Annotated in this window: 24 protein-coding genes and 1 tRNA gene; 13 read left to right on the top strand and 12 right to left on the bottom strand. The window is 68.7% G+C overall.

Features of this window, described 5'->3' with window-relative positions; genetic code table 11:
• Window positions 1-3 precede the first annotated feature (3 nt).
• The 5 genes from mycP (KV381_RS12845) to KV381_RS12825 all read left to right on the top strand — a co-directional run bounded on the left by mycP (KV381_RS12845) (window position 4) and on the right by KV381_RS12825 (window position 6683).
• Window positions 4-1392, top strand: a complete 1389-nt coding sequence (gene mycP, locus KV381_RS12845; RefSeq protein ID WP_078611286.1) for a type VII secretion-associated serine protease mycosin — start codon at window positions 4-6, stop codon at window positions 1390-1392.
• Between the two features lie 203 nt (window positions 1393-1595).
• Complete coding sequence (gene mycP, locus KV381_RS12840; protein ID WP_078611287.1) at window positions 1596-2909, top strand: type VII secretion-associated serine protease mycosin; 1314 nt, start codon at window positions 1596-1598, stop codon at window positions 2907-2909.
• Between the two features lie 226 nt (window positions 2910-3135).
• A complete protein-coding gene (locus KV381_RS12835; RefSeq protein WP_030087573.1) occupies window positions 3136-3570 on the top strand; it encodes a hypothetical protein in 435 nt (144 codons plus the stop codon).
• A gap of 18 nt (window positions 3571-3588) precedes the next feature.
• Window positions 3589-5967, top strand: coding sequence for a hypothetical protein (locus KV381_RS12830; RefSeq protein WP_218785239.1), 2379 nt, complete (start codon window positions 3589-3591; stop codon window positions 5965-5967).
• 26 nt (window positions 5968-5993) lie between these two features.
• The gene (locus KV381_RS12825; protein ID WP_146065417.1) at window positions 5994-6683 is read left to right on the top strand and encodes a hypothetical protein; all 690 of its coding nucleotides are present in this window, start codon (window positions 5994-5996) and stop codon (window positions 6681-6683) included.
• 368 nt (window positions 6684-7051) lie between these two features.
• Here KV381_RS12825 and KV381_RS12820 read toward each other — a convergent pair whose 3' ends face one another.
• The gene (locus tag KV381_RS12820) at window positions 7052-7381 is read right to left on the bottom strand and encodes a hypothetical protein (RefSeq protein ID WP_218787361.1); all 330 of its coding nucleotides are present in this window, start codon (window positions 7379-7381) and stop codon (window positions 7052-7054) included.
• 61 nt (window positions 7382-7442) lie between these two features.
• Here KV381_RS12820 and KV381_RS12815 point away from each other — a divergent pair, with 61 nt between their 5' ends.
• The gene (locus tag KV381_RS12815) at window positions 7443-7703 is read left to right on the top strand and encodes a hypothetical protein (RefSeq protein ID WP_256995058.1); all 261 of its coding nucleotides are present in this window, start codon (window positions 7443-7445) and stop codon (window positions 7701-7703) included.
• A 63-nt stretch (window positions 7704-7766) separates the two neighbouring features.
• Window positions 7767-8531 carry a hypothetical protein gene (locus tag KV381_RS12810; RefSeq protein ID WP_103538083.1) on the top strand — a complete coding sequence of 255 codons (765 nt, stop codon included), beginning with the start codon at window positions 7767-7769 and terminating at the stop codon, window positions 8529-8531.
• Between the two features lie 90 nt (window positions 8532-8621).
• On the opposite strand, the gene KV381_RS12805 is transcribed toward KV381_RS12810, so the two are convergent.
• Window positions 8622-8696, bottom strand: a tRNA-Cys gene (locus tag KV381_RS12805).
• Between the two features lie 207 nt (window positions 8697-8903).
• Between KV381_RS12805 and KV381_RS12800 the strand changes: the two genes are divergently transcribed.
• The 4 genes from KV381_RS12800 to KV381_RS12785 all read left to right on the top strand — a co-directional run bounded on the left by KV381_RS12800 (window position 8904) and on the right by KV381_RS12785 (window position 14526).
• Entirely contained in the window at window positions 8904-10415 is a 1512-nt protein-coding gene (locus tag KV381_RS12800; RefSeq protein ID WP_030628964.1) for an MFS transporter, read from the top strand.
• 197 nt (window positions 10416-10612) lie between these two features.
• On the top strand, window positions 10613-12397 hold the full coding sequence (locus KV381_RS12795; RefSeq protein ID WP_193463315.1) for a DEAD/DEAH box helicase: 1785 nt from the start codon (window positions 10613-10615) through the stop codon (window positions 12395-12397).
• 595 nt (window positions 12398-12992) lie between these two features.
• The gene (locus KV381_RS12790; protein ID WP_030087587.1) at window positions 12993-13637 is read left to right on the top strand and encodes an IclR family transcriptional regulator; all 645 of its coding nucleotides are present in this window, start codon (window positions 12993-12995) and stop codon (window positions 13635-13637) included.
• Window positions 13638-13737: 100 nt separating this feature from the next.
• Window positions 13738-14526, top strand: a complete 789-nt coding sequence (locus KV381_RS12785) for a S16 family serine protease (protein ID WP_218785238.1) — start codon at window positions 13738-13740, stop codon at window positions 14524-14526.
• Here KV381_RS12785 and KV381_RS12780 read toward each other — a convergent pair.
• The 8 genes from KV381_RS12780 to KV381_RS12745 all read right to left on the bottom strand — a co-directional run bounded on the left by KV381_RS12780 (window position 14486) and on the right by KV381_RS12745 (window position 21123).
• Window positions 14486-15850 (bottom strand): MFS transporter, encoded by a 1365-nt coding sequence (locus KV381_RS12780; RefSeq protein ID WP_218785237.1) that lies wholly within the window; start codon window positions 15848-15850, stop codon window positions 14486-14488. The genes KV381_RS12785 and KV381_RS12780 overlap by 41 nt on opposite strands.
• Window positions 15851-15874: 24 nt before the next feature.
• The gene (locus KV381_RS12775) at window positions 15875-16081 is read right to left on the bottom strand and encodes a hypothetical protein (protein ID WP_218785236.1); all 207 of its coding nucleotides are present in this window, start codon (window positions 16079-16081) and stop codon (window positions 15875-15877) included.
• Between the two features lie 64 nt (window positions 16082-16145).
• On the bottom strand, window positions 16146-16781 hold the full coding sequence (locus KV381_RS12770; RefSeq protein ID WP_218785235.1) for a winged helix-turn-helix domain-containing protein: 636 nt from the start codon (window positions 16779-16781) through the stop codon (window positions 16146-16148).
• A 76-nt stretch (window positions 16782-16857) separates the two neighbouring features.
• The gene (locus KV381_RS12765; protein ID WP_249627173.1) at window positions 16858-17748 is read right to left on the bottom strand and encodes a glycine betaine ABC transporter substrate-binding protein; all 891 of its coding nucleotides are present in this window, start codon (window positions 17746-17748) and stop codon (window positions 16858-16860) included.
• 86 nt (window positions 17749-17834) lie between these two features.
• Window positions 17835-18704, bottom strand: a complete 870-nt coding sequence (locus KV381_RS12760; RefSeq protein ID WP_218785234.1) for an ABC transporter permease — start codon at window positions 18702-18704, stop codon at window positions 17835-17837.
• On the bottom strand, window positions 18701-19969 hold the full coding sequence (locus tag KV381_RS12755; RefSeq protein WP_218785233.1) for a betaine/proline/choline family ABC transporter ATP-binding protein: 1269 nt from the start codon (window positions 19967-19969) through the stop codon (window positions 18701-18703). Before KV381_RS12755 ends, KV381_RS12760 begins: the two co-directional genes overlap by 4 nt.
• Window positions 19962-20609: an ABC transporter permease gene (locus KV381_RS12750; RefSeq protein ID WP_030087600.1), complete on the bottom strand. Its 648-nt coding sequence runs from the start codon at window positions 20607-20609 to the stop codon at window positions 19962-19964. Before KV381_RS12750 ends, KV381_RS12755 begins: the two co-directional genes overlap by 8 nt.
• A 40-nt stretch (window positions 20610-20649) precedes the next feature.
• Window positions 20650-21123 (bottom strand): Lrp/AsnC family transcriptional regulator, encoded by a 474-nt coding sequence (locus tag KV381_RS12745; protein WP_003968841.1) that lies wholly within the window; start codon window positions 21121-21123, stop codon window positions 20650-20652.
• Window positions 21124-21245: 122 nt separating this feature from the next.
• On the opposite strand from KV381_RS12745, the gene hppD reads away from it, so the two are divergent.
• Window positions 21246-22391 carry a 4-hydroxyphenylpyruvate dioxygenase gene (hppD, locus tag KV381_RS12740; RefSeq protein WP_030087601.1) on the top strand — a complete coding sequence of 382 codons (1146 nt, stop codon included), beginning with the start codon at window positions 21246-21248 and terminating at the stop codon, window positions 22389-22391.
• A gap of 113 nt (window positions 22392-22504) precedes the next feature.
• Here hppD and KV381_RS12735 read toward each other — a convergent pair whose 3' ends face one another.
• Window positions 22505-24172: a tetratricopeptide repeat protein gene (locus KV381_RS12735; RefSeq protein WP_373307623.1), complete on the bottom strand. Its 1668-nt coding sequence runs from the start codon at window positions 24170-24172 to the stop codon at window positions 22505-22507.
• A 91-nt stretch (window positions 24173-24263) separates the two neighbouring features.
• Here KV381_RS12735 and KV381_RS12730 point away from each other — a divergent pair, with 91 nt between their 5' ends.
• Window positions 24264-25631, top strand: coding sequence for an FAD-binding oxidoreductase (locus KV381_RS12730; protein WP_030628981.1), 1368 nt, complete (start codon window positions 24264-24266; stop codon window positions 25629-25631).
• Between the two features lie 22 nt (window positions 25632-25653).
• Here KV381_RS12730 and KV381_RS12725 read toward each other — a convergent pair whose 3' ends face one another.
• Window positions 25654-26136 carry an SsgA family sporulation/cell division regulator gene (locus KV381_RS12725; RefSeq protein WP_030087605.1) on the bottom strand — a complete coding sequence of 161 codons (483 nt, stop codon included), beginning with the start codon at window positions 26134-26136 and terminating at the stop codon, window positions 25654-25656.
• Window positions 26137-26155 lie beyond the last annotated feature (19 nt).

Here is a 26155-nt window from a genome sequence, read left to right as displayed (position 1 = left end):
CGCATGCCCATCGGCAGTCAGCGAAAAGTGCACACCCACGCCGTTCTCGTATCGGTGATCGGACTGCTGGTGGGTATCGCCACACCGGCTCATGCGGATTCCATGAGGTCGATGCAGTGGCACCTCGATGCCATGAAGGCAGAAGAGATGTGGGCCATGAGTACCGGGGCGGGTGTCACGGTCGCGGTGATCGATACCGGTGTCGATGACTCCGTCCCTGACCTTCAAGGCCGTGTCCTCAAGGGCAAGGACCTGGCTTTGAATGCCTCCGGTGACGAGCACACCGATCCGGACGGTCACGGTACGGGGATGGCGGCACTGATCGCTGGAACAGGCAGAGGGAATGGGGGAGCTGGGGCTTTCGGGCTGGCGCCGGGCGCGAAGATCCTACCGATTCGAATGACCCCTGGAGAGAAGTTGAATACCCAGGCGGAGGGGTTGAGGGATTTCAATAGATCTGTGCCAGAGGGAATTCGGTACGCTGCTGATTCCGGCGCGAAGGTCATCAATCTCAGTCAGGGGGCCGAGGCGGGTTCGCGGAACCTCGACGAGGCTGTGAAGTACGCCCTAAATAAGGGGTCTCTGATCTTCGCCGGCGTCGGAAACGATGCAGAAAAGGGAAACAAGGTCATGTACCCGGCGTCCACTCCTGGAGTGGTGGGCGTCGGTGCGATCGGCAGAGATCTGAAGAAGGCCGACTTCTCTCATTACGGACCTCAGGTGGATCTATCCGCCCCGGGTGAGGATATGGTTCACGCCTGTACCGGCAAGACGGACTTCTGTAAGTCTTATGGCACGAGCGCGGCCACCGCCATCGCCTCCGCCTCCGCCGCCCTGATCTGGTCCAAGTACCCGGACTGGACGAACAACCAGGTCCTCCGGGTCATGCTTGATACGGCTGGTGGCCCGACCAGCGGCGCCAAGCGCAACGACTACGTCGGCTACGGAGCAGTGCGTCCGGGGGCGGCGTTGACGAAGCCCGGCGACCCCGGTCCGGCCGATGAGTATCCTCTTCCGGACCTGGCCGAGGCGGAGGCCGCAGCGAAGGAGAAGCCCTCCGCAGAGTCGTCCAAGGCTGCTGATGGCTCGGCGAGGCCTCTAGACCCTGCAACGTCCGCCTCGGGTGACGGTGATGGTGGTGACACAGGCCTCTGGGTCGGCCTTGGTGTCGGGGCAGTGGCCCTGGCGGGTGTCGTGGGTGCCGTGTTGGTCACCCGCCGCCGACGCGCTGTGGCCGCTGCTGCAACCATTCCGCAGGCCTATCAGCAGCCGTATCCACACCCGCAGCACCCCCAACCGCCGCATTCTGCCTACGGCTCACCGCCGAACAGCCCGTACTCCGATGCGTCCTACGGGCCTCCACCCGGCCAAGGGCCGGGCCCCGTCGGCTGAAAGGGCCTCACCGGTTCTCGCGCAGGGGGACGGTAGGCGGCTATGGGCGAGAAGGTATGGGGTCTGCGACGCGCTTGTGACTCACGCAAGGGCGAAAGGCAAGATTGCTGATTCCGTCCAGAGGAGGACGGACAGATTCTGCAGCAGAGCACCTGAGCCGTCGGGCCGCTGGTGATCGACTGAATCCAGAAAAGGGGAATGGAATGGGTGCCACCAGTGCAGCCGTTGCCCGGCGTGGGGCCGCCCTGTCCTCTGTAGTGGCACTGCTCTTGGTCGGGGCTACCCCTGCACATGCTGAATCTGTTCGTTCCCGCCAGTGGCATCTGGATGTGATGCGTGCCGAGCAGATGTGGAAGACCAGCACCGGTAAGAACGTGACTGTTGCGGTGATCGATTCAGGTGTGGATGCCTCAGTCCCTGATCTTCAGGGGCGTGTCCTCAAAGGGAAGGATTTGGCGACGGATTCTCCGGGGGACGAGCGCACTGATTACAAGAATCATGGAACCGGGATTGCGGGAATCATTGCTGGAACCGGCAATGCCGGTGGTAGGGATGGCGCCTTCGGCTTGGCCCCGGGGTCCAAAATTCTTCCGATCCGCGTAAAGGACAGCGTAGGTAAAGTTAACGGTGCGACAGGGGATAGAAATTTCAACGATGACGTGTCGGCGGCAATTCGCTTTGCTGTCGATCAGGGTGCCAAGGTCATCAATATCTCTCTCGGTAATAACGTCGGATCGCAACGGTTGACGGATTCTGTGAGATACGCCCTGGATGAAGGGGTGCTGATCTTCGCGGCCGCAGGGAACAGCGGAGATAAGGAAAACGCGATCGAGTATCCGTCCGGGACGCCAGGTGTTGTCGGCGTGGGATCCGTCGGAAGAGATCTTCGAAGGGCTAAATCCTCTCAGTACGGACCGCAGGTTGATCTCGCAGCGCCGGGCGTGGACACCGTTCACGCGTGTTCCGGAGGAACCCAGTTGTGTGAGAGCAGCGGTACCAGCTACGCAACAGCTGTCGCCTCTGCCTCGGCGGCCCTGATCTGGTCCAAGCATCCAGACTGGACCAACAACCAGGTCCTGCGGGTCATGCTGAACACCGCAGGCGGCCCCGTCAGCGGCAAGAAGCGGTCCGACGGGATCGGCTACGGAATCGTTCGACCTCGTATCGCGCTCAAGACTCCCGGGGACCCCGGGCCCGCCGATGTGTACCCGCTTCCGGATCTCGCCGCAGCGGCGTCCGAGGCTGGGGGCGGTGCCGATCAGAGCGAGGCGCCTGCCGCCGCGGCTGCGGACGGAGGCGGCAGTAGCGCTCTCTGGATTGGCCTGGGGGTTGCCGCGGCAGCCCTGGTCGGCGGCGGCGTGACAGCAGCGGTGCTCCGCTCCCGTCGGCGAAAGGCCGTTGCCGCACAGCCTCCGACGGCGTATCAGCCTCCGTACGGCTATGGGCAGCCGCAGTTCCAGCCGCCGTATCCGCCAACAGCTCCCCCTCCCGGTGCGCCAGAGAACACCTCGCACTAGGTAGTCGGTCTCACGGTCGCGCCAGCCATGGCGTGAAATGGTTGCCCGGCGCCCCAAAAGGCTAGCTAGTCGCGTTCGTGCGCTACTTTTCGGTGTTCCGCGGCAGGGGTGCAGAGATGTCTTGTTTTGATGCCACTCCGTGAATTCCGGCGGCTAGTGTTGGTGCCTTGAGTCAGTGTATCTGTCCAAGGCCTCGGCCGCTTGAGTAGATCATCACGGGGAATCTATGACGTTTGATGCGGAATGGGCGGGACTTCGTACGGAGTCGACCCAGAGGGTTGATATGCGCCTCAATGGCGTACCTGCCGAACCAGGAACTCCGAAAGGCCCGTCACAGGCTGACCTTGCCGTCAACGATGACGACCTGGGTGCGATCGGGCATGACGCGTACGAACTGCGCACGCGGCTGTCGAAGGACGGCGATCACGCCAGGCCCACGACCTTCGACGCGGCCATCGCGCTCACCAATGGCAACTTCGTGAGCGGATCCGGGCTGTTGAAGGTTAACGACCGCTGGCAGACGCACCTCAAGACGCTCCTCGATGCCTGCGCACAGATCTCGAACCACCTCGACTACTCCAAGGCCGCCCATCACAAGGACGACGTTCAGATCGTCGGCGACCTGCTCAGCGTGTCGAAGCTCAACGAGTATCTGAAGTAAGCCACGGGGGGAATTGGCGTGTTGAAGTACGAGGACATCATCGACGCACCACTCGGCAAGCTGAAGGAGGCTGCCGACGACTGGTCGGAGATGGTCACCAAGCTGCAGCGCCTGGCCGAGGTGGCCAATGACGGCATGAAGGTCAAGGCGGACAAGGCCGAGTGGGACGGCGTGAACGCCGGCGTCACCAAAGGGTTCATCGGCAAGACCGCCAAGGAGTTCAAGGACGCGGTCGCCGAGGCCAGAGGCGTGAAGCTCGTTCTGGAGGACGCGCACACCGCCTTCAAGAAGGCCAAGGACGACCTGGTGAACATCCGCGACGTCGAAGGGCGCGCGGCGGGTATCCATGTGGATGCCAAGGGCAAGGTCACGCCGCGGAGGCCGCTGGAGGAAGACGTGACTGCGCGGCACGATCCCGACTATCCCGGAGCGCTGCGCAAGCAGAAGGAGGCCGTCGACAGCTGGCAGAAGAAGATCGACCTGATCGTCGACAACTGCAACGACACCGACGTCGCCTTTAAGAACGTGCTCGAGGCCAACGTCAGCGAGGGCAAGGATTTCAGCAGCCCGAAGTACAAGAACCTGGACCAGGAAGAAGCTGCCCGCGCCGCCGACCTCGCACGCAAGGGACGCGACCTGACACATGCCCAGCTACAGGCGCTCAACGAGCTGCTGCGTGACAACGCCAATTCGACTGAGTTCGCCACTGGCTTCTACGAGAAGCTCGGTCCGGAGAAGTCGCTCGCGTTCTTCGGTCAGCTCGCCACGGATACGCACGAGGGCACGAAGGTTGATGAGGAGCGGCTCAAGGACGTCCAGGCGCTCCAGAAGAATATGGGCCTCAGCCTGGCCGCCGCCTCGCACGACAAGGCGTTCACCGCGGAGTGGGGCCCGGAGCTCCGCAAGATGGGCACCCAGCAGATCCCATTGTCCAAGTACGACAACGGCGGCGGCCCGTACGGCTATCAACTGCTCGGCGGCATCATGCGCTACGGGCACTACGACGCGAAGTTCCTCAACCCGATCGCCGAGCACGTGGCGCAGCTGCATCAGAAGGATCCCTACCGGTTCGCCGGCAACAAGCAGGTGAACGGCTTCCAGGACAACCCGTTCAACCCCTCGGGGAAGAACGGGTCCGGCTATGACCCGACCACCGCCATGCTGGAGGCGCTGGGGAACAGTCCCGACGCGGCAAAGAAGTTCTTCACCGATGAACCGACGGCCTACAACGAGGACGGCACGGTCAACCGAGGTGCCACGGCAGACCTCGGAAAAATGGATGTCGAGACCAGCGAAAAGGGCATCGACAAGAAGGAAGAGGTGGCCATCGATAACTACCTCGACTTCTTCGGAAACGGGAAGTGGGAGTCTTTCCCGGACTCCAACTCCACCGATCCGGAAAAATTGGCACCCACCGTCCAGTACATGCCGGACGCGCTGGGTCATGCCCTGGAGGCGGCGACTCTGGGCTACCCGGCAGGCGAGCCGGATCCGCGTGCGCAACGGGACGCCGACAACGCCGCGATCATGCGGAAGGTCATGGAGAAGTACGGGGCGGACGCCGGCTTGCTCAAGCACCAGGAGGGCTTGGCGGACAGCATGGGTGTCATGGGTGCGGGATATATCGACGACATCAACTGGGCTTTGGACAAAGGCGACGTGAATGGCGTCTTTGCCCCCACCAAGAATATCCAAGGGCATATCCCCTTCGGTGATGACGGGGACAAGGCCCGTTCGAACGCTCGCCAATTCCTCAGTGCTCTCGGCCAGCACCCGGACGCCTACGCCACCCTTTCCGCGGCGGAGCAGGCATACACAAGAAGCGTGCTGGAAACGCACGTGGGCCCCGATGGAACCATTGACTCTGATGCCGCACGCTCGACCGTCCGGGTCGGTGCAGTGGTGCAGGGCATGCTCGACCAGTCCAGGGCCGACCAGGTCCAGGCGGACAACATGAAGAAGCACGAGGACTACGAGAAGGCGGTGGCCGAACGTGCGGGCTGGGTGGAGTTCGGCGCAGGGGTGGGAATCGCCGCCGGCGTCGCGTTCCTGCCGGCGACGGCTGCGGTGGGTGCGGCCGCCGTGCTGATCCCTCTAGCGACCGACACGGCCAGTGGTGCCGCGGAGCAGGTCATCGGCCAGGTCGTCGGAGATATCTCGGACAACTCGGTCGACAAGAGCAAGGAGAAGGCGGAGCAACTTACCAGAGAGGAATGGAACAGCATCTATCGCTCTGGTGAGTCGATGGCGGAGGCTCCGATGGAGGATTTCCTCGCCCTTCACGCGGCCAAGGAAGATGCAGAGCTCCGAGAGGATCTGAAGGAATCGATGCTCCTGGGCTATGGGGTCGGTAACGAACGAGAGAATCAGCAGGGTGTGGATCCGGAGGCGGGCTGAGGCTACCCCGGTCTGCAAGGAAAGGTATGGGTGTGAACCGAATCAGAAATAATCTGATCGTCGGCCTGCTCTTGGCCGTCTGTGTTACCGCATGCTCATCGGACCCAGAGCCTCAGTCGCCGTACGTCAATGCGGCGGAAGTGTGCGAGGGGGTGTTCGCGGGTGGCCTGGAGAAGACGGTGGAGACTGTGACGGGCGCGACGTCCTTCGAGCGGCGAGCGGGTGGTGGCATGAATCGGCTCATCGAAAAGATCGAGAAGGGGTATGCCTCCGGCCGTAGCTGGTCGCCAAGAGAGGATCTTTGCGAGATGGCTACGAAGTGGAGCCGCAATGGTGAAGAGACGGTCTTGGCTTTCCATATATATGCTCCACAGGACGTCAACTACCCAGGGAACCCTGAGGGGGCGAAGCGGTTCTCGTTGGGCAAGGAAGCGGTAGCCAACGTCCGATCGGCCGGCATCTATTTTGAATGCGTCAGCCCGCAACTCGATGGCTCGAAGAACCACCCGGCACGGATCTACGGAGGACTGAGCGAAGCCCGCGACCGAGGTGATGCTCTGGAGAACTTGATGGACAACCTTGAAATTGTCCACTCCGCGTCTTTGGCGGTAGCCGAGAAGCTGGAGTGCGAGGACGACGCCGGTCTCCCCAAGAAGCTGGACCGGGGGCTGCGGCAGCTTCCACCGGTCAGCCGCCCGGCAGAGATCGACTCCTGATGACGATGTCGCACAGGGCGGACCGGTTGACGGCCGTCGAAGCAAACAGCCCGGAGATCGGCCGGACGTGGCGCCAGGTGAACGATTCGGTTTACGTGGAACCGGAACCTGGCCCGGCCCACATGCGGTTGATCGCGGGATGCGCCGTACGCGGCACGATCGCCTCCCAACCCACCGATCTGCCGGTTCAGTTCGACGTGAGAGGACTGAGTCCAGGAGCGGAGCTCCGGTGGGAGCTGCTCAGTGCGTTCGCTCGGTCGGTCGTCGCAGAGATGGATTGTACGAAGCCCCCTGTTGTTCCTTCCGCACAGCCGGCATCCGTGTGAGCGGAACTTTCAGTCCTAGCCGCCTCGGTTTCGCGTGCGCGTTCATCCTGTTGCCTTTAGCAGCAGCAGCAGCAGCAGCAGCAGCAGCAGCAGCGACGGCGGCTGTACGTACGTTGGGCGCGCCGACGCGACGCATGAGCGGTCCGCAGAGCCGATGGAATTCTGCGGTGGCGCCGCCAACTCCGTCGAGGCGGCCGAATTGCTAAAGGTGATCACGGGGACGTCAATGTTTGAGAGCTCGGACGAGAGGTCCACCGTCGCATACGCCGCAAGGTCATTGAGCGAGGCGTACGCTTCCCCCGCCGCCGATGACGGGGACATCTGCCACGTGTACGCGGTGAACTCCGTCCCGAGCGATCGGCTGGAGGTCACCTGGGATCTGGTATGGGGCACGCCGGAGGGTGAACCTGCTCCGGAGTTCAGGGTGCTTCCGATGGGGGAGCAGGCCCTGGCCGCTCCGGACGCCGGTGTTGTCCGGTTCGCCTGCCGGAGCGAGAAATTGCCTGGCTCCACACCGGCTCGCATCAGACTCGGTGTGGAGCGCTGGTCGCCCGAGGACCCCGAAGGTGATCCGGAGAAGTTGAAGGACGCCTACGCGACCGTCGCCCATTCCTTCGCCCTTGCCATGGCGAAGGAGTTGGGCTGCGAGAACGACGGTGGGCTGGCGGCCCGGCCGGTACTCGATCCCGCGTGACGAGGCGTTTGGCGGCGAGGTGGTGGCCGGTACCGTAACCGTTGACCAGGGGGAGGTGCCGGGGTGATTTCCGAGCCGGAGTTGGTGGGGGAGGGCGGGCCGGGCGCGCCCCCGGACGTGGTGAGCGGGTTCGATCGGGAGCCCGAGACCGGGCGGCGGCGGGGGTCGGGGCTGCTCTGGGGTGTGGGCGGCGCGCTGGTGGCTTCCGTGGTGTGGGCGGCGGTGGTGTTCGCGTACGGGATCGGTGGCGACCGGAAGCCGGACCTGCACGGGTACCGCGTGGAGTCCGACTCCTGCGCCGCGATCGAGCTGAACGCGCTCGCCGAGGTGGTGGGAGCGACGGAGTCCGAGCCGGCGGCGACCGAACTGGACGGGATCGAGCACCCGGCCCTCCACCGCATCAGGTGCACCGTCATCCTCACCCCGGCGGACGCCGCTGCGCAGGGCGGCGAGGACGGGGCGAAGTGGTCCACGACCTACCAGGCGTCCGTCACGGCCGAACTGCACAAGGAGACCGACCCGCGACCCGAATTCGAGGCGAGCAGCACGCTGACGGAGATCGACGGCATTGCGGTGGCGCAGGTGGAGCGGGTGCCGGACCTCGGGGACCTGGCCCATCTGCTGGTCATGGAGGACAACGTGATGCAGCTGAAGGTGGTGGAGGGCGGGGCGGTCGTGACGCTCGCCCTGACCGCCTGGACGAACTTCGACGCGGACGACGGCGAGGAGATGCCGGATGGGTCGCCGGAACCCGAGCTGCTCGCGTACCGGGCCGACCTGATCACCGATATGCGTGATGTGATGAAGGCGTTGAAGAAGACGGGCTGAGTGTGGGGCCGGGGGCGGCGCTGTACGTGCGTGCGGAAGTGGCCGCCCCCGGCGTACAAGATGTACAAGGGGGCGGCCACTTCCGTGTGGTGGAGACCGTGACCGGAATCGAACCGGTGTAACTCGAGTTGCAGTCGAGCCCCTGAGCCTCTCGGGCACACGGTCGGGTGTGGGTGTTCTTTTGTTTTCGTTGTTCTTTTGCTGACTACGACGCTACGGGGCGCCCGTCCTCGCCTCAAGGAATCCGGCCCGGCCGCAACGCGACTGCCATACGCCGTTCATACCCGGGGCCCGAGGCCTACGACCAAGGGCCGAGCCCGGGACCGTACATCGACAGGGTTCAAACCGGCCCATGCCCCTTACGCTGAGGCCATGACCGCCCTCGAACCGCGCGACGGCACCGATGCCGCCCGCCTCACGCCGCCCGCGACCGACGATCACTCCCCGGACCCGTTGTCCGACGTGCCCCTGGCGGCCGTCGAAGGAGTTCTCGGGCGCACCTACCGGGCGCTGAGCATCGGCATCGTCTCCGTGGTGTTCCTCATCGCGTTCGAGGCCACGGCGGTCGGCACGGCCATGCCGGTGGCGGCCCGTGAGCTGAACGGCATCCCGCTGTACGCGTTCGCCTTCTCCGCGTACTTCACCACCAGCCTCTTCGCCATGGTCCTCTCCGGGCAGTGGGCCGACCGGCGCGGGCCGCTCCAGCCGCTCGCCACCGGGATCACCGCGTTCGGCGCCGGTCTGCTGCTCTCCGGGGCGGCCTCCAGCATGTGGATCTTCATCGCCGGGCGGGCGGTCCAGGGCCTCGGCGGCGGACTGGTGATCGTCGCCCTGTACGTCGTCATCGGGCGTGCCTACCCCGAGCGCATCCGGCCCGCGATCCTGGCCGCCTTCGCCGCGAGCTGGGTGATCCCCTCCGTCGTCGGGCCGCTCGCCTCCGGGACGGTGACCGAGCACCTCGGCTGGCGCTGGGTCTTCGTCGGCATTCCTGTGCTGATCGTGATCCCGCTCGCCCTGGCCCTCCCGGCGATCCGGCGCACCGCTTCCGGGCCCGCGGATCCGGCCGCCGCCTCCGAGCCGTACGACCGCCGCAGGATCCGGCTGGCCCTCGGGATCTCGGCCGGGGCGGGGCTGCTCCAGTACGCGGGGCAGGAGCTGAACTGGCTCGCCCTCCTGCCGGCCGCCCTCGGCGTCGCCCTGCTGGTGCCCGCCGTCCGCGGACTGCTGCCCGCCGGGACCGTACGGGCGGGGCGCGGGCTGCCCTCGGTGGTCCTGCTGCGCGGGGTCGCCGCCGGGTCGTTCATCGCCGCCGAGTCCTTCGTGCCGCTGATGCTGGTCACCCAGCGCGGGCTGTCGCCGACGATGGCCGGGCTCTCGCTGGCCGTGGGCGGGGCGACCTGGGCGCTCGGCTCGTACGTACAGTCCCGGCCGCGTATGGAAGCGCACCGCGAGCGGCTGATGGTCAGCGGCATGGTGCTCGTCGCCGCCTCGATCGCCGTCGCGCCCTCCGTGCTGATCGACGGGGTCCCGGTCTGGACCGTCGCCGTCGCCTGGGCCTTCGGCTGCTTCGGGATGGGCATGGTGATCGCCTCCACCAGCGTGCTGCTGCTGAAGCTCTCGGCGCCGGAGGAGGCGGGCTCCAACTCCGCCGCGCTCCAGATCTCCGACGGGCTCTCCAACGTGCTGCTGCTGGCCATGGGCGGTGCCGCCTTCGCGGCCCTCGGCGGCAAGGCCCTGGGCGCGGCCGCGCACGGGGCGGTGGAGGCGGGGGCCTCCGGCTCGCACCCGGGCGCGTTCGCCGCCGTGTTCCTGCCGATGGCGGGGGTGGCGGCGGTGGGGGCCTGGGTGGCGACGAGGGTCGTCGTCGGGACCCGGGGGAAGTGATCTTCCCCGGCACTCCGGGCCTGGTCGTCGACGCGATGTGAGCGCCGTCTCGTCGGACCTCGGCGCGGCTCGTTCGTACCGGGTTTCCACCGGGCCCCCGGTAAGGTGGCCCGGTTGTCGTATCGCGGGCCGGGGCCTACGGGACCGGTCCGGGGTCGGCAGCGACCCACGTACCCGAGAGCCCCGAACCGGAGACCGTGACTACTACCACCGCCTCCCACCACCTCTCACCCGCCTTTCCCGGCCGCGCCCCCTGGGGCACCGCCGGCAAGCTGCGAGCCTGGCAGCAGGGCGCCATGGAGAGGTACGTCCAGGAGCAGCCGCGCGACTTCCTCGCCGTCGCGACGCCCGGCGCCGGCAAGACCACGTTCGCGCTGACGCTCGCGTCGTGGCTGCTGCACCACCATGTCGTCCAGCAGATCACCGTCGTCGCCCCGACCGAGCACCTCAAGAAGCAGTGGGCGGAGGCGGCCGCTCGGATAGGGATCAAGCTCGACCCCGACTACAGCGCCGGCCCGCTCAGCAAGGAGTACCACGGGGTCGCCGTCACCTACGCGGGTGTCGGCGTCCGCCCGATGCTGCACCGCAACCGCTGCGAGCAGCGCAAGACGCTCGTGATCCTCGACGAGATCCACCACGCCGGTGACTCGAAGTCCTGGGGCGAGGCCTGCCAGGAGGCGTTCGACCCGGCGACCCGGCGGCTCGCGCTGACCGGTACGCCGTTCCGGTCGGACACCAACCCGATCCCGTTCGTCGCGTACGAGGAGGGCAACGACGGCATCCGCCGTTCCTCCGCCGACTACACCTACGGCTACGGCAACGCGCTCGCCGACGGCGTCGTCCGCCCGGTCATCTTCCTCAGCTACAGCGGCAACATGCGCTGGCGGACCAAGGCCGGCGACGAGATCGCCGCCCGGCTCGGCGAGCCGATGACCAAGGACGCCATCGGGCAGGCATGGCGCACCGCGCTCGCGCCCACCGGCGAGTGGATCCCCAATGTGCTCTCCGCCGCCGACAAGCGGCTCACCGAAGTGCGCAAGGGCATCCCCGACGCGGGCGGGCTCGTCATCGCGACCGACCAGGACTCGGCACGCGCGTACGCCAAGATCCTCAAGAAGGTCACCGGAGAGACGCCGACCGTCGTCCTCTCCGACGAGAAGGCCGCCTCCAAGAAGATCGACAAGTTCAGCGCGGACGAGTCGCGCTGGATGGTCGCGGTCAGGATGGTGTCCGAAGGCGTCGATGTGCCGCGGCTCGCCGTCGGCGTGTACGCGACCACCATCTCCACGCCGCTCTTCTTCGCCCAGGCCGTCGGCCGCTTCGTGCGCTCCCGCAGGCGCGGCGAGACGGCGTCCGTCTTCGTACCGACGATCCCGATGCTCCTCGACTTCGCCAACGAGATGGAGGTCGAGCGCGACCACGTGCTCGACAAGCCGAAGAAGGGCAGCGACGAGGAGAACCCGTTCTCGGAGGAGGACAAGCTCCTCGCCGACGCGGAGAAGCTGGAGGACGAGGAGACCGAGGAGCAGCTGCCGTTCGAGGCGCTGGAGTCCGACGCCGTCTTCGACCGGGTGCTGTACGACGGCGCCGAGTTCGGCATGCAGGCCCACCCCGGTTCCGAGGAGGAGCAGGACTACCTCGGCATCCCGGGGCTCCTGGAGCCGGACCAGGTCCAGCTGCTCCTCCAGAAGCGGCAGAGCCGGCAGATCGCGCACAGCCGCCAGAAGCCGGCCGATGAGGCCGATCTCCTGGAGAAGCCCGCCGAGGCGCGGCCCGTCGTCACCCACAAGCAGTTGCTCAGCCTGCGCAAGCAGCTCAACACGATGGTCTCCGCCTACACCCACCAGAGCGGCAAGCCGCACGGCGTGATCCACAACGAGCTGCGCCGCGTCTGCGGCGGCCCGCCGAGCGCGGAGGCCACGGCCCACCAGATCCAGACGCGGATCGCGAAGGTCCAGGAGTGGGCCACCCGGATGACGTGATCCCGGATGACGTGATCCCGGTGTCCGGTGCCCGGTGGCCCGGTGGCCCGGTGGCCCGGTGGCCCGGTGGCCGGGTGGCGTTCCGGTTCTAGTCGGCCCGTGCGGAGGTTCTCTCCTCCGTACGGGCCGACGGCTTTTCCGGGCGGTCCGCCGGGCGGTCTCCGGGCCGGCCTCCGGGGCGGACTTTCGGGCGGCGCCGCGACGTTTCCGGTCGGCGGCGCCGGGAAATTTCTCCGGTGGCCGTTCACACACTGTTAACGATGGTTCACATCCGTGGACGCGTTGCCCCGACCGTGTCGTGACACGTGAACGCGCGTAGATGTTCGCTTACCGGACGTCGTCCCGCTGACCGGCCCTTATGCGAGGGCCGCATCGGGGCTCCGCGCCCGGAGACCGGATTCTGGACGAGGACTTCCGCTGAGCGGACCGGCTCGCTACTGTCCCCGCCATATGAACGCCCCGTGGCAACGCCGCCGCGGAGCGCAGCCGGTGCCTTGCCAGGCCGGCGGCCTCTCCGTGCGTCGCCGCTGGGACCGGCGTCGCAACCCCGCCGGAGCAGGACCGTCGTCGCTCACCCCGAAGAGGAGAGGGCGTCGTGACAGCGGAGACTTCCCAGACGCTCGACCGAGGACTGCGCGTCCTCAAACTGCTCGCCGACACCGATCACGGACTGACCGTCACCGAGTTGTCCAACAAACTCGGTGTCAACCGGACCGTCGTCTACCGACTGCTCGCCACCCTGGAGCAGCACGCCCTGGTCCGCCGTGACCTGGGCGGCCGCGCCCGGGTCGGCCTGGGTGTGCTGCGGCTCGGCCGACAGGTGCACCCGCTCGTCCGGGAAGCCGCGCTGCCCGCGCTGCGCTCCCTGGCCGAGGACATCGGGGCCACCGCCCATCTCACCCTCGTCGACGGCAGCGACGCCCTCGCGGTCGCCGTCGTCGAGCCCACCTGGACCGACTACCACGTCGCCTACCGGGCCGGCTTCCGCCATCCGCTGGACCGGGGCGCGGCGGGCCGGGCCATCCTGTCCGCCCGCCAGACCACGGAGAACGGCCACCCCGGCTACACCCTCACCCACGGCGAACTCGAAGCCGGCGCCAGCGGGGCGGCCGCGCCGCTGGTCGGGGTCTCGGGCGTGGAGGGCAGCGTCGGCGTCGTCATGCTCGCCGACGCCGTACCGGAACGGGTCGGGCCCCGGGTGCTCGACGCCGCCCGGGAAGTGGCCGACGCGCTGCGGTAGGCGGGTGTCCGTACGCGCATGGGGCGTGCGTGGTCCGGAGCGTTCCGGGCGGCGTACGCCTGGCGCGTTTCCCGTCGGGTGCGCCGGTTAGATTGGGTGCGTGCTCACTCGTCTCACGCGCCCCCGCGTCCTCGCCCTCTGCGTGCTGCCCGTCCTCGCCCTGTTCGGTACGGTCGCCCTCGCGCCGCTGCCGTTCACCCTGGCGCGGCCCGGCATGACCGCGGACGTGCTCGGCAAGGACGACGGGCGGCCGGTGATCACCATCACCGGCGCCGAGACCCGGGCCACCGACGGGCAGCTGCGGATGACGACGATCCTCGCCACCGGGCCCAAGGCGGACGTCCGTATCGGCGAGGTGATCGACGGCTGGTTCCGCACCGACCGGGCGGTCATGCCGCGCGACTCCGTCTACCCCACCGGCGGCTCCGAGAAGGAGATCGAGAAGCACAACCTCGACGACATGAAGGAGTCGCAGAACGTCGCCGTCGACGCCGCCCTGAACTACCTGGACCGCGAACCCGGTTCGCTGCGGGTCGAGGTCGACCTCGGCGACATCGGCGGCCCGAGCGCCGGGCTCTTCCTCTCCCTCGGCATCATCGACAAGCTCGACGGCAACGGCTCCGGCGGCGATCTCACCGGCGGCCGCACCATCGCCGGTACGGGAACGATCAGCGCGGACGGCAAGGTCGGCGCGGTCGGCGGGGTGTCGATGAAGACCCAGGCCGCCCACCGCGACGGCGCGACCGTCTTCCTCGTCCCGAAGGCCGAGTGCCGTCAGGCGGAGGCCGAGCGGCCCGACGGGTTGCGGATCGTGCCCGTCTCCACGCTGAAGGACGCGGTCGGCTCGCTCAAGGCCCTGGAGTCGGGCGGGAAGGTGCCGAGCTGCTGACCCGCGGCGGCACGGACGGATCCCCGGGCTTCCCGGCCTCTCCGGACTCCTTGGCCTCCTCCGCCTCCGGCGTGCCTGGTACGGGCCCGGACTCCTCCACCACCTGGTCGTCCAGAGTTCGCCAGGACGGGAACACCAGTGGGCTCAGGGTGGCCAGGAAGTAGATCCCGCCCATCGCCACCAGCGCCCCCGTCGCCCCCGCGCCCTCCACCAGCAGCCCGGCCGCGAGCCCGCCCAGCGGCATCGCGAACTCGCAGCCCGCCGTCAGCGCCCCCGAGACCCGGCTGCGCAGCCGGTCCGGTACGCGCTCGTAGATCACCGTCGTCAGGATCGGGTTCAGCACGCCGCCCGCGATCCCGCCGAGCAGCATCGTCACCGCGAGCGGCAGCGTCGTCCCGGTCACCGCGGCGACCAGGTAGCGCGGCGCACCGCACAGGATCACGCAGGCCGTGAACACCGCCCGGCGCGGGAAGCGGTGCCCCACCGCCCCGTACAGCAGGGCCCCCGTCAGCCCGCCCGCCCCGAACAGCGCGGTGAGCAGCCCGATGTCGGCCGCGCCGCCCAGCTCGGCCTCGGCGTGCACGGGCAGCAGTACGGCGTACCAGCCCTGATCGAGGCCGTTCATGAACATCACCATGACCACGACCGACAGCAGCAGCCGGTTGCTGAACAAGTGGGCGTAGCCCTCGCGGAGTTCGGTGCCGTAGGCGCGTACGGAGACCGGGGTCTCCGCCTTCCGCGGCTCGGCCGCGCGGATGCCCCGTACCCCTGCGGCGACCAGCAGGGCGGACAGCCCGAACGTCGCCGCGTCCAGCAGCAGGACCGACTCCGCGCCGACGAAGGCGATGAGGACCCCGGCGAGCGCCGCACCGACCATCCGGGCGCCGCGCGAGACCGCGTCGAAGAGGCTGGCGGCCCGGGCGAGCGTGGTGCCGGCGTGCTCGGCCAGGTCCGGGATCAGGACGTAGCGCGCGGTGTTGCCCGGGGTGTGGGCGAAGCCGTTCAGCGCCATCAGCGCGCACAGCATCCAGAAGTCGAGGACGCCGGCGAAGTGCAGCAGCGGGATCGCGGCGATGGCCAGGGCGCACACGGCGTCCGAGACGACGGCGACCCGGCGGCGGCCGATCCGGTCGATGACCGGTCCGCCGATCAGCGCGGCGACGACGATCGGCAGGGTCGCGCAGAAGGCGACGACGCCGGCCCGGCCCGCACTGCCGGTGGTCTCCAGGACGAACCAGGGGACACCGATCAGGGTCAGTGAAGTGCCTGCGGTGGAGATGGAGTTGGCGGCGAGCGTGGCGGCGAGCGGGGTGCGGTGCCCCATGGTTCTGTCCCCCCGGATCGATGGTTACGCCGGATGGAGGGCGGCGGCGCGCGGCGCGTTCACGGTCGCGGTCGCTTCCCGGCTCTGGGTCGTCAGCCGCAGGCCCACCTCGACCAGGGTCCAGCCGACCCGGGTGCGCAGGCTGGTGCGGGGGAGACGGAACTCGGCTGCTCTGGAGTGGAGTTCGGCGGATGCGACCGTGTGCAGGAGGTGGTGGACGTCGGCGTGCATAACGGGCTTCCCTTCGGGTGGTGGGGAGTTCGGGGAGTGTGGGGAGCTACGGTGTGCGGCCCGGTCATTCGGAGGGGCGCGGGAACGTGTGCAGATGGGTGCGGACGACGGCCGAGCCCTCGGTGTCCTCGGGGACGACGTCGCGGTAGCTCTCCACCAGTTCGTGGATCTTCGTGGACAGCTCCAGCGCGAGTTCCGGGGTGAGGCGGATCTTGAAGTCGCTCAGGTCCCAGCTCCGCTGCCACTCCTCCGACCAGTCGCCCACCGTGCCCAGCCAGGTGTTCAGCTCCTGGGCGTGGACGGTGGCCGTCTCGTGCAGGACGAAGTCGATGGCCCCGCGCACCTCCGGGTCGGCGTGCGCCTTGAAGTCCGCGGCGTTGAACAGCGAGCCGTCGTGCACCGACCGCCACCAGCGCTCACGGCCCTTGCCCAGCTCCGGGGCGTCCTCGACCATGCCGCTCTCCGCCAGCTGGCGCAGGTGGTAGCTGGTCGCTCCGCTGGACTCGCCCAGCCGCTCGCCGAGCTTGGATGCGGTGGCCGGGCCGAACTCCCGCAGTGTGTTCAGTAGTCGGAGCCGTAGAGGGTGCGCGACCGCGCGCAGGGTGCGGGCGTCGACGTTGTGGATCCTCCGGTCGGTGCCGTCGTGGCGGTAGGGGCGAGGGGCGTTCCCGCCCTGGGAGGCGTTCTCGTTCTCCGTCATGCTTCGACGGTAGAGATGCAAAGAGTCCTTTGCAAGACTTTTTTGCAACGAGATCTTTGCAACGAACCTTTGTCACTCAGCCCTCCTCGATGAACCCCTCCGCCACCAGCCAGTCCTTCGCCACCTCGTGCGGGTCCTCGCCGTCCACGTCCACCTTGGCGTTCAGCGTCTGTGCGACCTCGGTCGTCAGCTTCTTCGCGAGCGGGTCCAGCAGCTCCGCGATCACCGGGTACTTCTCGAAGGTGGCCTCGTGGACGACGGGGGAGGCGTTGTAGTTGGGGAAGAAGTTCTTGTCGTCCTCCAGGACGTCCAGGTTCATCGCCTTGATGCGTCCGTCGGTGGTGAACACCTCGCCCAGCAGGCAGGAGTTTGACTCGGAGACCTGGGTGTAGATGATTCCGGCGTCCATCTTCCGGATGTTGCCCGCCGGGATCTTCATCCCGTACTTCTTCTCCATCCCGGGCAGTCCGTCGTCGCGCGAGGCGAACTCGTTCTCCACACAGATCGTCACCGCGCCCGGGTCCTTCTTCGCGAGGGCCGCCACGTCCGAGAGGGTCTTCAGCTTGTATTTGGCGTTGTTCTTCTTGCTGATGGCCAGCGCGTACGTGTTGTCGAGCGGGGCCGGCGGCAGCCAGATCACCCCGTTGCCCTTGTCCTCGTCCCGTACCGCCTCGTACTGCTTCTTCGGGTCGACGATCGGGTCCGCGTGGCCCAGGAAGGTGATCCAGCCGGTGCCGGTGTAGTCCCACTGCGCGTCGGCGTCGCCGTTGATGATGGCCTCGCGGGCGCTGATCGAACCCGGCAGGTTCGTCCGGTCCAGGACCTCCGCCCCGGCCGCCTTGAACACCAGGCCGGTCATCTGGCCCAGGATGATGTTCTCGCTGAAGTTCTTCGAGGTCACCGTCAGCGTGGCGCCCTTGAGCGGCTCGCCCTGCCCGACCGAGCCCGGCGACACGTCGTCCACCATCGGTGAACCGCTCTTCAGCCCGCAGCCGCCCACCAGCAGCAGCAAGGACGCGGCCGCCAGGACCCGGATTCCGTACGTCGTCGTCCTCACCGCTCCTCCAGCCCGCGCGGCGTCAGCGCCAGTTCGGCCAGCGAGGCCAGCCAGTCCACCAGCAGCGCCAGCACCACCGTCAGCACCGAGCCGATGATCAGCACCGGCATCCGCTGCGTCTGGATCCCCGAGGTGATCAGGTCGCCCAGCCCGCCGCCGCCGCCGAACGTCGCCAGCGTCGCCGTACCGACGTTCAGGACCAGGGCCGTCCGGACGCCGGCCAGGATCAGCGGCACCGCGAGCGGCAGCTCCACCTTCAGCAGGACGCCCCGCCCGGACATCCCCATGCCGCGCGCGGCCTCGATCATGTTCGGCTCGATCGCGTGCAGCCCCGCCACCGTGTTGGAGAGCACCGGCAGCACCGCGTAGATCACGATGCCGATGATCGCGGTCCGCGGGCCGATGCCCAGCCAGATCACCAGCAGCGCCAGCAGACCGATCGCCGGGGTCGCCTGCCCGATGTTGGCCAGCGCCGTGAACGCCGGGGCCGCCTTGCGCAGCCGCCGCCGGGTCAGCGCGATGCCGAGCGGGATCGCGATGATCAGCACCCAGAACGTGGAGATCGCCGTCAGCCGTACGTGCTGCCACCAGCGCAGCTGGACGTTGCCGCCGGTCAGCGAGTTCTCCGCGATCGAGTCCAGGTGGATGTTGGTGATCCACACGTAGGTGATGACCAGGACGACCACCAGCACCGCCGGCAGGAGCACCAGCTTCCGCCAGGTGATCCGGCGCGCCGGGGCGGCCGGAGCGGGGGAGGGGTCGCTCTCCTCGTCGTGGAACGCGTGGCCCTTGACGTCGTGCTCGCCCGGCGGCCGGGTCGGGGTGGCCGGTTCCCTGCCGGAGCCGGACTGGTGGCTGGGGCTCATGCTCCGCCGCCACCCCCCTCCAGCTCCTGCTCCGTCTGGTGGACGCGCTGCTCCTCCAGCTCGTGCTGGTGCTCCATCGCGGTCAGCCGGTCGGCCTCCAGCAGCTCCTGCACGTTGTCCATCAGCGTCTTCATGTCGACGACCCCGATGAACTCGCCGCGCCGCCCGGTCACCGCGACCCGGCCCCCGCTGTCGGTGAGCACCGCCTCCAGCGCATCGTGCAGCGTGGCGTCCCGGGTCACCGTGTCGTGCACCAGCTGCCCCGCCCGCGCCAGCGAACCGCGCGCCCGCATCAGGTCGCCGCGCCGCAGCCACTTGTACGGGCGGTTCTGCCGGTCCAGCATCAGCAGCTCGTTGTGCGGGCCGTTGCGCAGCTTGTTGAAGATCGTCTGGAGCGGGTCCTCGACCGTCACCGTCGGGAAGTCCGCGATGCCCACATCCCGTACGCGGGTGAGGTTGAGGCGTTTGAGGGCCGCGCCCGCGCCGACGAAACCGGAGACGAAGTCGTCCGTCGGATTGGTGAGGATCGCCTCGGGGGTGTCGAACTGGGCGATGTGCGACCGCTCCCGCAGTACGGCGATCCGGTCGCCGAGCTTGATCGCCTCGTCGAAATCGTGGGTGACGAACACGATCGTCTTGTGCAGCTCGTGCTGGAGCCGGATCAGCTCGTCCTGGAGGTGGTCGCGGGTGATCGGGTCGACCGCCCCGAACGGCTCGTCCATGAGGAGGACGGGCGGGTCCGCCGCCAGCGCCCGCGCCACGCCCACCCGCTGCTGCTGGCCCCCGGAGAGCTGACGTGGATAGCGGCCGTGGAACTCGCGCGGGTCCAGCCCCACCAGGTCGAGCATCTCCTCGACCCGGTCCTTCACCCGGGACTTGGACCAGCCGACCATCTTGGGGACCAGCGCGATGTTGTCCGCGACCGTCATGTGCGGGAAGAGGCCGGAGGACTGAATCGCGTACCCGATCTTGCGGCGCAGCTTCACCGGGTCGATGTCGGTGACGTCCTCGTCGCCGATCCGGATCCGGCCCGAGGTCGGCTCGATCAGCCGGTTGATCATCTTGAGGGTGGTGGACTTCCCGCAGCCGGACGGGCCGACGAAGATCACCGTCTCGCCGGCCTTGATCTCCATGGAGACGTTGTCGACGGCCGGGTTCGGGTTTCCCGGGTACTTCTTGGTGAGGTTCTCCAGCTGGATGGTGGCCCCGGAGGTGGCCTCGGCCCCTTCCTCCACAGCGATAGCGCCGGTCTCGGTCTCAGGCACGGATCCCCCTCGGGATGGTCAGCCGTCCCAGCAGGACGTACGCGGCGTCGAAGAGCAGGGCGAGGACCACGATGCCGAGCGTGCCCGCGAGGACCTGGTTGATCGCGTTGGCGCTGCCCAGCGACGCGATGCCGCGGAAGATCTCGTTGCCGAGGCCGGGCCCGGAGGCGTACGCGGCGATTGCGGCGATGCCCATCAGCATCTGGGTGGAGACCCGGATCCCGGTCAGGATCGGCGGCCAGGCGAGCGGCAGCTCCACCCGGCACAGCCGCGCCAGCCGCGACATCCCGATGCCCGTCGCCGCGTCGACCAGCGACGGATCGACGCCCCGCAGTCCGACGATGGAGTTCCGGACGATCGGCAGCAGCCCGTACAGGGTCAGGGTGATCACGGTCGGTGCGACGCCCAGGCCGACCAGCGGGATCAGCAGACCGATCGCGGCGAGCGACGGAATGGTCAGGATCGTCGCCGTGGAGGTGATGGCCAGCGAGCCGCCCCAGCCGCTGCGATAGCTCACCACCCCGATGACCACGCCCAGCACGGTGGCGATGACCATGCACTGGAAGACCGCGCTGACGTGCTGGAACGCGTCCGTGAGGAGCTGCTGGTGGCGGGTGTTCAGATACTCCCAGAAGCTCACACGCACTCCTTCGGCTCGGCCGGCCTCCCGGGCCCTTCGCTCAGTCGGTGTCCTCGGCCGCCTGTTCCACCAGCGGGATGATCCGCAGCGGAACCGGGTTCTCCATGACGATCGCCGTGGAGGCCCGGACAATGCCATCAAATCCGACAACCCGGTCGATCACCCGCTGAAGATCGGCGTTGGAACGGGCGACGAGCCGGCAGAACATGTCGCCGTGCCCGGTGGTGGTGTGCAGCTCCAGCACTTCCGGTACGCCGCCCAAATGGGCCCGTACGTCGGCCCCTTGGCCCTGCTTGATCTCCAGCGTGGCGAACGCGGTGACCGGATAGCCGAGCGCCGCCGGGTCCACGTCGGGGCCGAACCCCCGGATGACGCCATTCGACTGAAGGCGGTCCAGCCGCGCCTGCACGGTCCCGCGCGCCACCCCGAGCCGCCGGGATGCTTCGAGGACGCCTATGCGCGGCTCACGCGCGAGCAGCACGATGAGCCGGCCGTCCAGATGATCGATCGCCACGGGCCTGCCTCCGATGGTCAGCCTGTACAGATAGTCCGGCCATCATGGCGTTCGACTGGGCATATTGCCCAGTGAATACGCGAACTATTGCGCACCTTGCGATGTGGGGAGAGCCTTCGAACATGACTGAGACTCTGCACACCAGCCCCGAAACCGCAGCGCAGGCCGACCGCTTCCCGGTCAAGGGAATGGACGCGGTCGTCTTCGCCGTGGGCAACGCCAAGCAGGCCGCGCACTACTACTCGACCGCCTTCGGCATGAAACTCGTGGCCTACTCCGGACCGGAGAACGGCAGCCGCGAGACGGCGAGTTACGTCCTCACCAACGGCTCGGCCCGCTTCGTCTTCACCTCCGTGATCAAGGCGTCCACCGAGTGGGGCACCTTCCTCTCCGACCACGTCGCCGCGCACGGCGACGGCGTCGTCGACCTTGCCATCGAGGTCCCGGACGCCCGGGCCGCGTACGCGTACGCGGTCGAGCACGGCGCACGCGGCATCACCGAGCCGCACGAGGTCAAGGACGAGCACGGCACCGTCGTCCTCGCGGCCATCGCCACGTACGGCAAGACCCGCCACACGCTGGTCGAGCGCTCCGGCTACGACGGCCCCTACCTCCCCGGCTTCGCCGCGGCGAACCCGATCGTCGAGCCGCCCGCCAAGCGCACCTTCCAGGCGATCGACCACTGCGTCGGCAACGTCGAGCTCGGCCGGATGAACGAGTGGGTCGGCTTCTACAACCAGGTCATGGGCTTCACCAACATGAAGGAGTTCGTGGGCGACGACATCGCCACCGAGTACTCCGCCCTGATGTCGAAGGTTGTCGCCGACGGCACGCTCAAGGTCAAGTTCCCGATCAACGAGCCGGCCATCGCGAAGAAGAAGTCGCAGATCGACGAGTACCTGGAGTTCTACGGCGGCGCCGGCGTCCAGCACATCGCGCTCGCCACCAACGACATCGTCTCCACGGTCCGTTCGATGCGCGCCGCCGGTGTGCAGTTCCTGGACACCCCCGACTCGTACTACGACACCCTCGGCGAGTGGGCCGGCGAGACCCGGGTGCCGGTCGAGACCCTGCGCGAGCTGAAGATCCTCGTCGACCGTGACGAGGACGGCTACCTGCTGCAGATCTTCACCAAGCCGGTCCAGGACCGGCCGACCGTCTTCTTCGAGATGATCGAGCGCCACGGCTCCATGGGCTTCGGCAAGGGCAACTTCAAGGCCCTGTTCGAGGCGATCGAGCGCGAGCAGGAGAAGCGCGGCAACCTCTGACCTGCGCCTTCGGGTGCGGAAACGCCGCCGTGGTCCGAGGCAGTACCTCGGACCACGGCGGCGTTCGCCGTTCACGGCCTGCGCTTGACGCCCTGTGCTTCACGTCCTCCGGTTCACGGGCTCTTCGCCGCGGCGGGCGAGGGGGAGGGCGACGCGGTGGGCGACGGGGACTCCGAAGGGGCGGTTGCCGTCTTCGAGGCAGCCGGGGCCGGGGCCTCGGGCTTCTTCTCCTGCTCCCGCTTCGGCTCCGGCGTGGGCTCGGGGGCCGGCGGCGGGGGCGGAGGCGGCTGCATGTCGCCCGGCCCGCCCGGCGGCGGCTCGCCCAGCGCGTCCAGCGCCTCCCGGGCCAGCGGCGCGGCGAGCGGCGAGAAGGCCGGGTTGGTGCGCACGGCCTGCTCCAGATTCCGGCGGGCCGGACCGTAGTCCGCCAGCTCCCGCTGGATCACGCCCAGGTGGTACGCGTACGAGGCGTTCCGTACGCCCGTGTCGACGGCCCGCTCCGCGTACTCCAGGCCCTCCTCGGACTTCCCCGCCCGATGCAGCGCCCAGCCCAGCGCGTCCGCCACCGCCGCGCTGCGGTGCTGCCCCCGCCACTGGGCCCGCAGCAGCTCCACCGCCGCCTCCGGCTCCCCGTGGTCGGCCTCGAAGCGGGCCAGCACCAGGGACTCGTCGGCCCCGGCCTTCTTCGCCTCCGCCACCATCTCCCGCAGCTTCGTGTACTGGGTGCGGGCGTCACCGTCCAGCCCCAGCGACTCGTACAGCTCGCCCAGTTCCAGCGCGTACTCCGGGCGCGGCAGCTGCTCCAGCGCGCTCTGGTACGCGGCCAGCGCCTCGTCGGTGCGGTCCAGCGCCACCAGGGCCCGGGCCCGGCCCGCCAGCGCGGGGTGGTGACCGGCGTCCGTGCGCAGCGCCGCGTCGAACTGCGCCACCGCCTCCTCCGGTTCGCCCCGCTCCCAGGCCAGCTCGCCCAGCCGGTGCAGCGCCTCGGCCTTCTCGGCGGGCTGCGTCGCCCGGTCGGCCGCCTCCCGGGCGGTGGCCAGCGCGTCCTCCCGCCAGCCCTGGCCCCGGTACAGATCGGCGGTGCGGGCCAGCGCCGGAACGCCCTTGCGCAGCTCGCCGAACTTCTCCGTCGCCGCGGTCGCCGCCTTCTGGTCGCCGAGCCCGGTGTACGCGTCGATGAGGACCGGGTACACGCTCCAGCTCTTCGGCTGCTGCTTCCGTACCGTCTCGCCCCACCGCTTCGCCGCGAGGAAGTCGTGCCGGGCGTTGGCCAGGGCCGCCAGGCCCACCCACGCCTCCCCGTTGCCCCGCTCGCCCGGCCGCGCCTCCAGCGAACGCTTCAGGGCCTGTTCGGCGCGGGCGTAGTACGCGGTGTCCGCCGAACGCCTCGCCCACTCCACGTACGCCGTGCCGAGCGTCGCCAGGGACGGGGCGTCCTCCGGATGGGACTCCACCCACTTCTGCCGGTCCCCGATCAGCGCGGTGAGGTCCGAGAGCGAGGCGGGGGAGCCCGCGGTCGTCGCCGCCTCGGCCCGCTCGACCGGACCCGGCTCCTTCGGCCCGTCGCCCTCCCCGTCGTCCACCGCCACCAGCGCCCCGGCCAGCAGCACCCCGGCCGCCACCGCGCCGACCGCGGCCCGTCGCAGCGTCGTCCGCAGGGTGGGCGGCGGCGGGGGCACGGCGGTGGCGCCTTCGGCGGGCATCGCGTAGGGGTCCTGCGAGGACTGCTCGGGCGGTCGGCGGGACCCGGGATCCTGCTGGGGCATGACATCCATGGCCATCACTGTGCGTCAGTCATACGAGCACACCGCGCCTTGGGATCGTTGCCGCCCACGGGTTCACACCTTTGGCCCCGGGTGTCACGCTTGGATCATGAGCGATCTCCTCGAACGGCTGCGCGCGGGACTGCCTCCCGAGGCGCTGATCACCGATCCGGACGTCACCGCGTCCTACGCCCACGACATGGCGAGCTTCTGCGAGGCCGGCACCCCGGCCGTCGTGGTGCTCCCGCGCACGGTCGAGCAGGTCCAGCACGTCATGCGCACCGCCACCGCGCTGCGCGTCCCGGTCGTCCCGCAGGGCGCCCGTACCGGCCTGTCCGGCGCGGCCAACGCCTCGGACGGCTGCATCGTGCTCTCGCTGGTGAAGATGGACCGGATCCTGGAGATCAGCCCGGTCGACCGGATCGCCGTCGTCGAACCGGGCGTCGTCAACGCGGTGCTCTCACGCGCTGTGAACGAACACGGTCTGTACTACCCGCCGGACCCCTCCAGCTGGGAGACGTGCACCATCGGCGGCAACATCGGCACCGCGTCCGGCGGTCTGTGCTGCGTGAAGTACGGGGTCACCGCCGAGTACGTGCTGGGCCTGGAGGTCGTCCTCGCCGACGGGCGACTCCTGACCACCGGCCGCCGCACCGCCAAGGGCGTCGCCGGATACGACCTGACCCGGCTCTTCGTGGGCTCGGAGGGCAGCCTCGGAATCGTCGTCAAGGCCGTCCTCGCGCTCAAACCGCAGCCGCCCCAGCAGCTCGTCCTCGCCGCCGAGTTCCCCTCCGCGGCCGCCGCCTGTGACGCTGTGTGCCGGATCATGGAGCGCGGTCACACCCCGTCACTCCTCGAACTGATGGACCGTACGACCGTGCGTGCCGTCAACGCGATGGCCTCCATGGGCCTGCCCGAGACCACCGAGGCACTCCTCCTCTGCGCCTTCGACACCCCGGACCCGCTCGCCGACCTCGCCGCCGTCGGAGAGCTCTGCACCGCCGCCGGGGCCACCGAAGTGGTCCCCGCCGATAACCCGGCCGAGTCCGAACTCCTCCTCCAGGCCCGCCGGATGTCGCTCACCGCGCTGGAGACCGTCAAGTCCGCCACGATGATCGACGACGTCTGCGTACCGCGCTCGCAGCTCGGCGCGATGCTCGCGGGCACGGCCGCCATCGCCGAGGAGTACGACCTCACCATCGGCGTCTGCGCCCACGCGGGCGACGGCAACACCCACCCCGTCGTCTGCTTCGACCACCACGACCCCGACGAGTCCCGCCGGGCCCGCGAGTCCTTCGACGCCATCATGGCGCTCGGTCTCGAACTCGGCGGAACCATCACCGGCGAACACGGCGTCGGCGTCCTCAAGAAGGAGTGGCTCGCCCGCGAACTGGGCGAGACCGGCGTCGAACTGCAGCGCTCCGTCAAGGCCGCCTTCGATCCGCTCGGTCTCCTCAACCCCGGCAAGCTCTTCTGAACACCGCCTCTCGCGGCGGCCCTCACACCTCACCGTCCTGGGTCGGCGACTCGTCCGCCGACCACGGGTCGCTCAGCCACAGGTCGTCGGCCGGCAGCGGGGCCAACAGCTCCGCCAGCGCATCGTCGAGGCCGAGCCGGTCGCCCTCGGTGCCCGGCGGCACGATGCGCAGGGTCCGCTCCACCCAGGCGGCCACGGCGGCCGAGCCCACCTCCAGCAGGGCGTTGCCGTCGGGGGAAGTGAGGGCCACGCAGATCACGCTGCGGCCCGCGACCTTCGTCGGCCAGATCCGTACGTCCCCGTGCCCGCACGGCCGGAACACACCCTCCACCAGCAGCTCCCGGGCGAACGTCCAGTGCACGGGGGACTCGGAGCCGATGTGGAAGGCGATGTGCACGGCGTACGGGTCGTCGGTGCGATACGTCAGCCGGGCGGGTACCGGGATGGACCGCTCGGGGGACAGGACGAGGCGCAGCTCCAGCTCACGTTCCACGATGCTCATCATCAGAATGCACGACCTTCCG

The sequence above is a fragment of the Streptomyces sp. WY228 genome, assembly GCF_019287315.1.
GTDB lineage: Bacteria > Actinomycetota > Actinomycetes > Streptomycetales > Streptomycetaceae > Streptomyces > Streptomyces caviscabies.
This window is presented reverse-complemented; position numbering and strand designations above follow the sequence as displayed.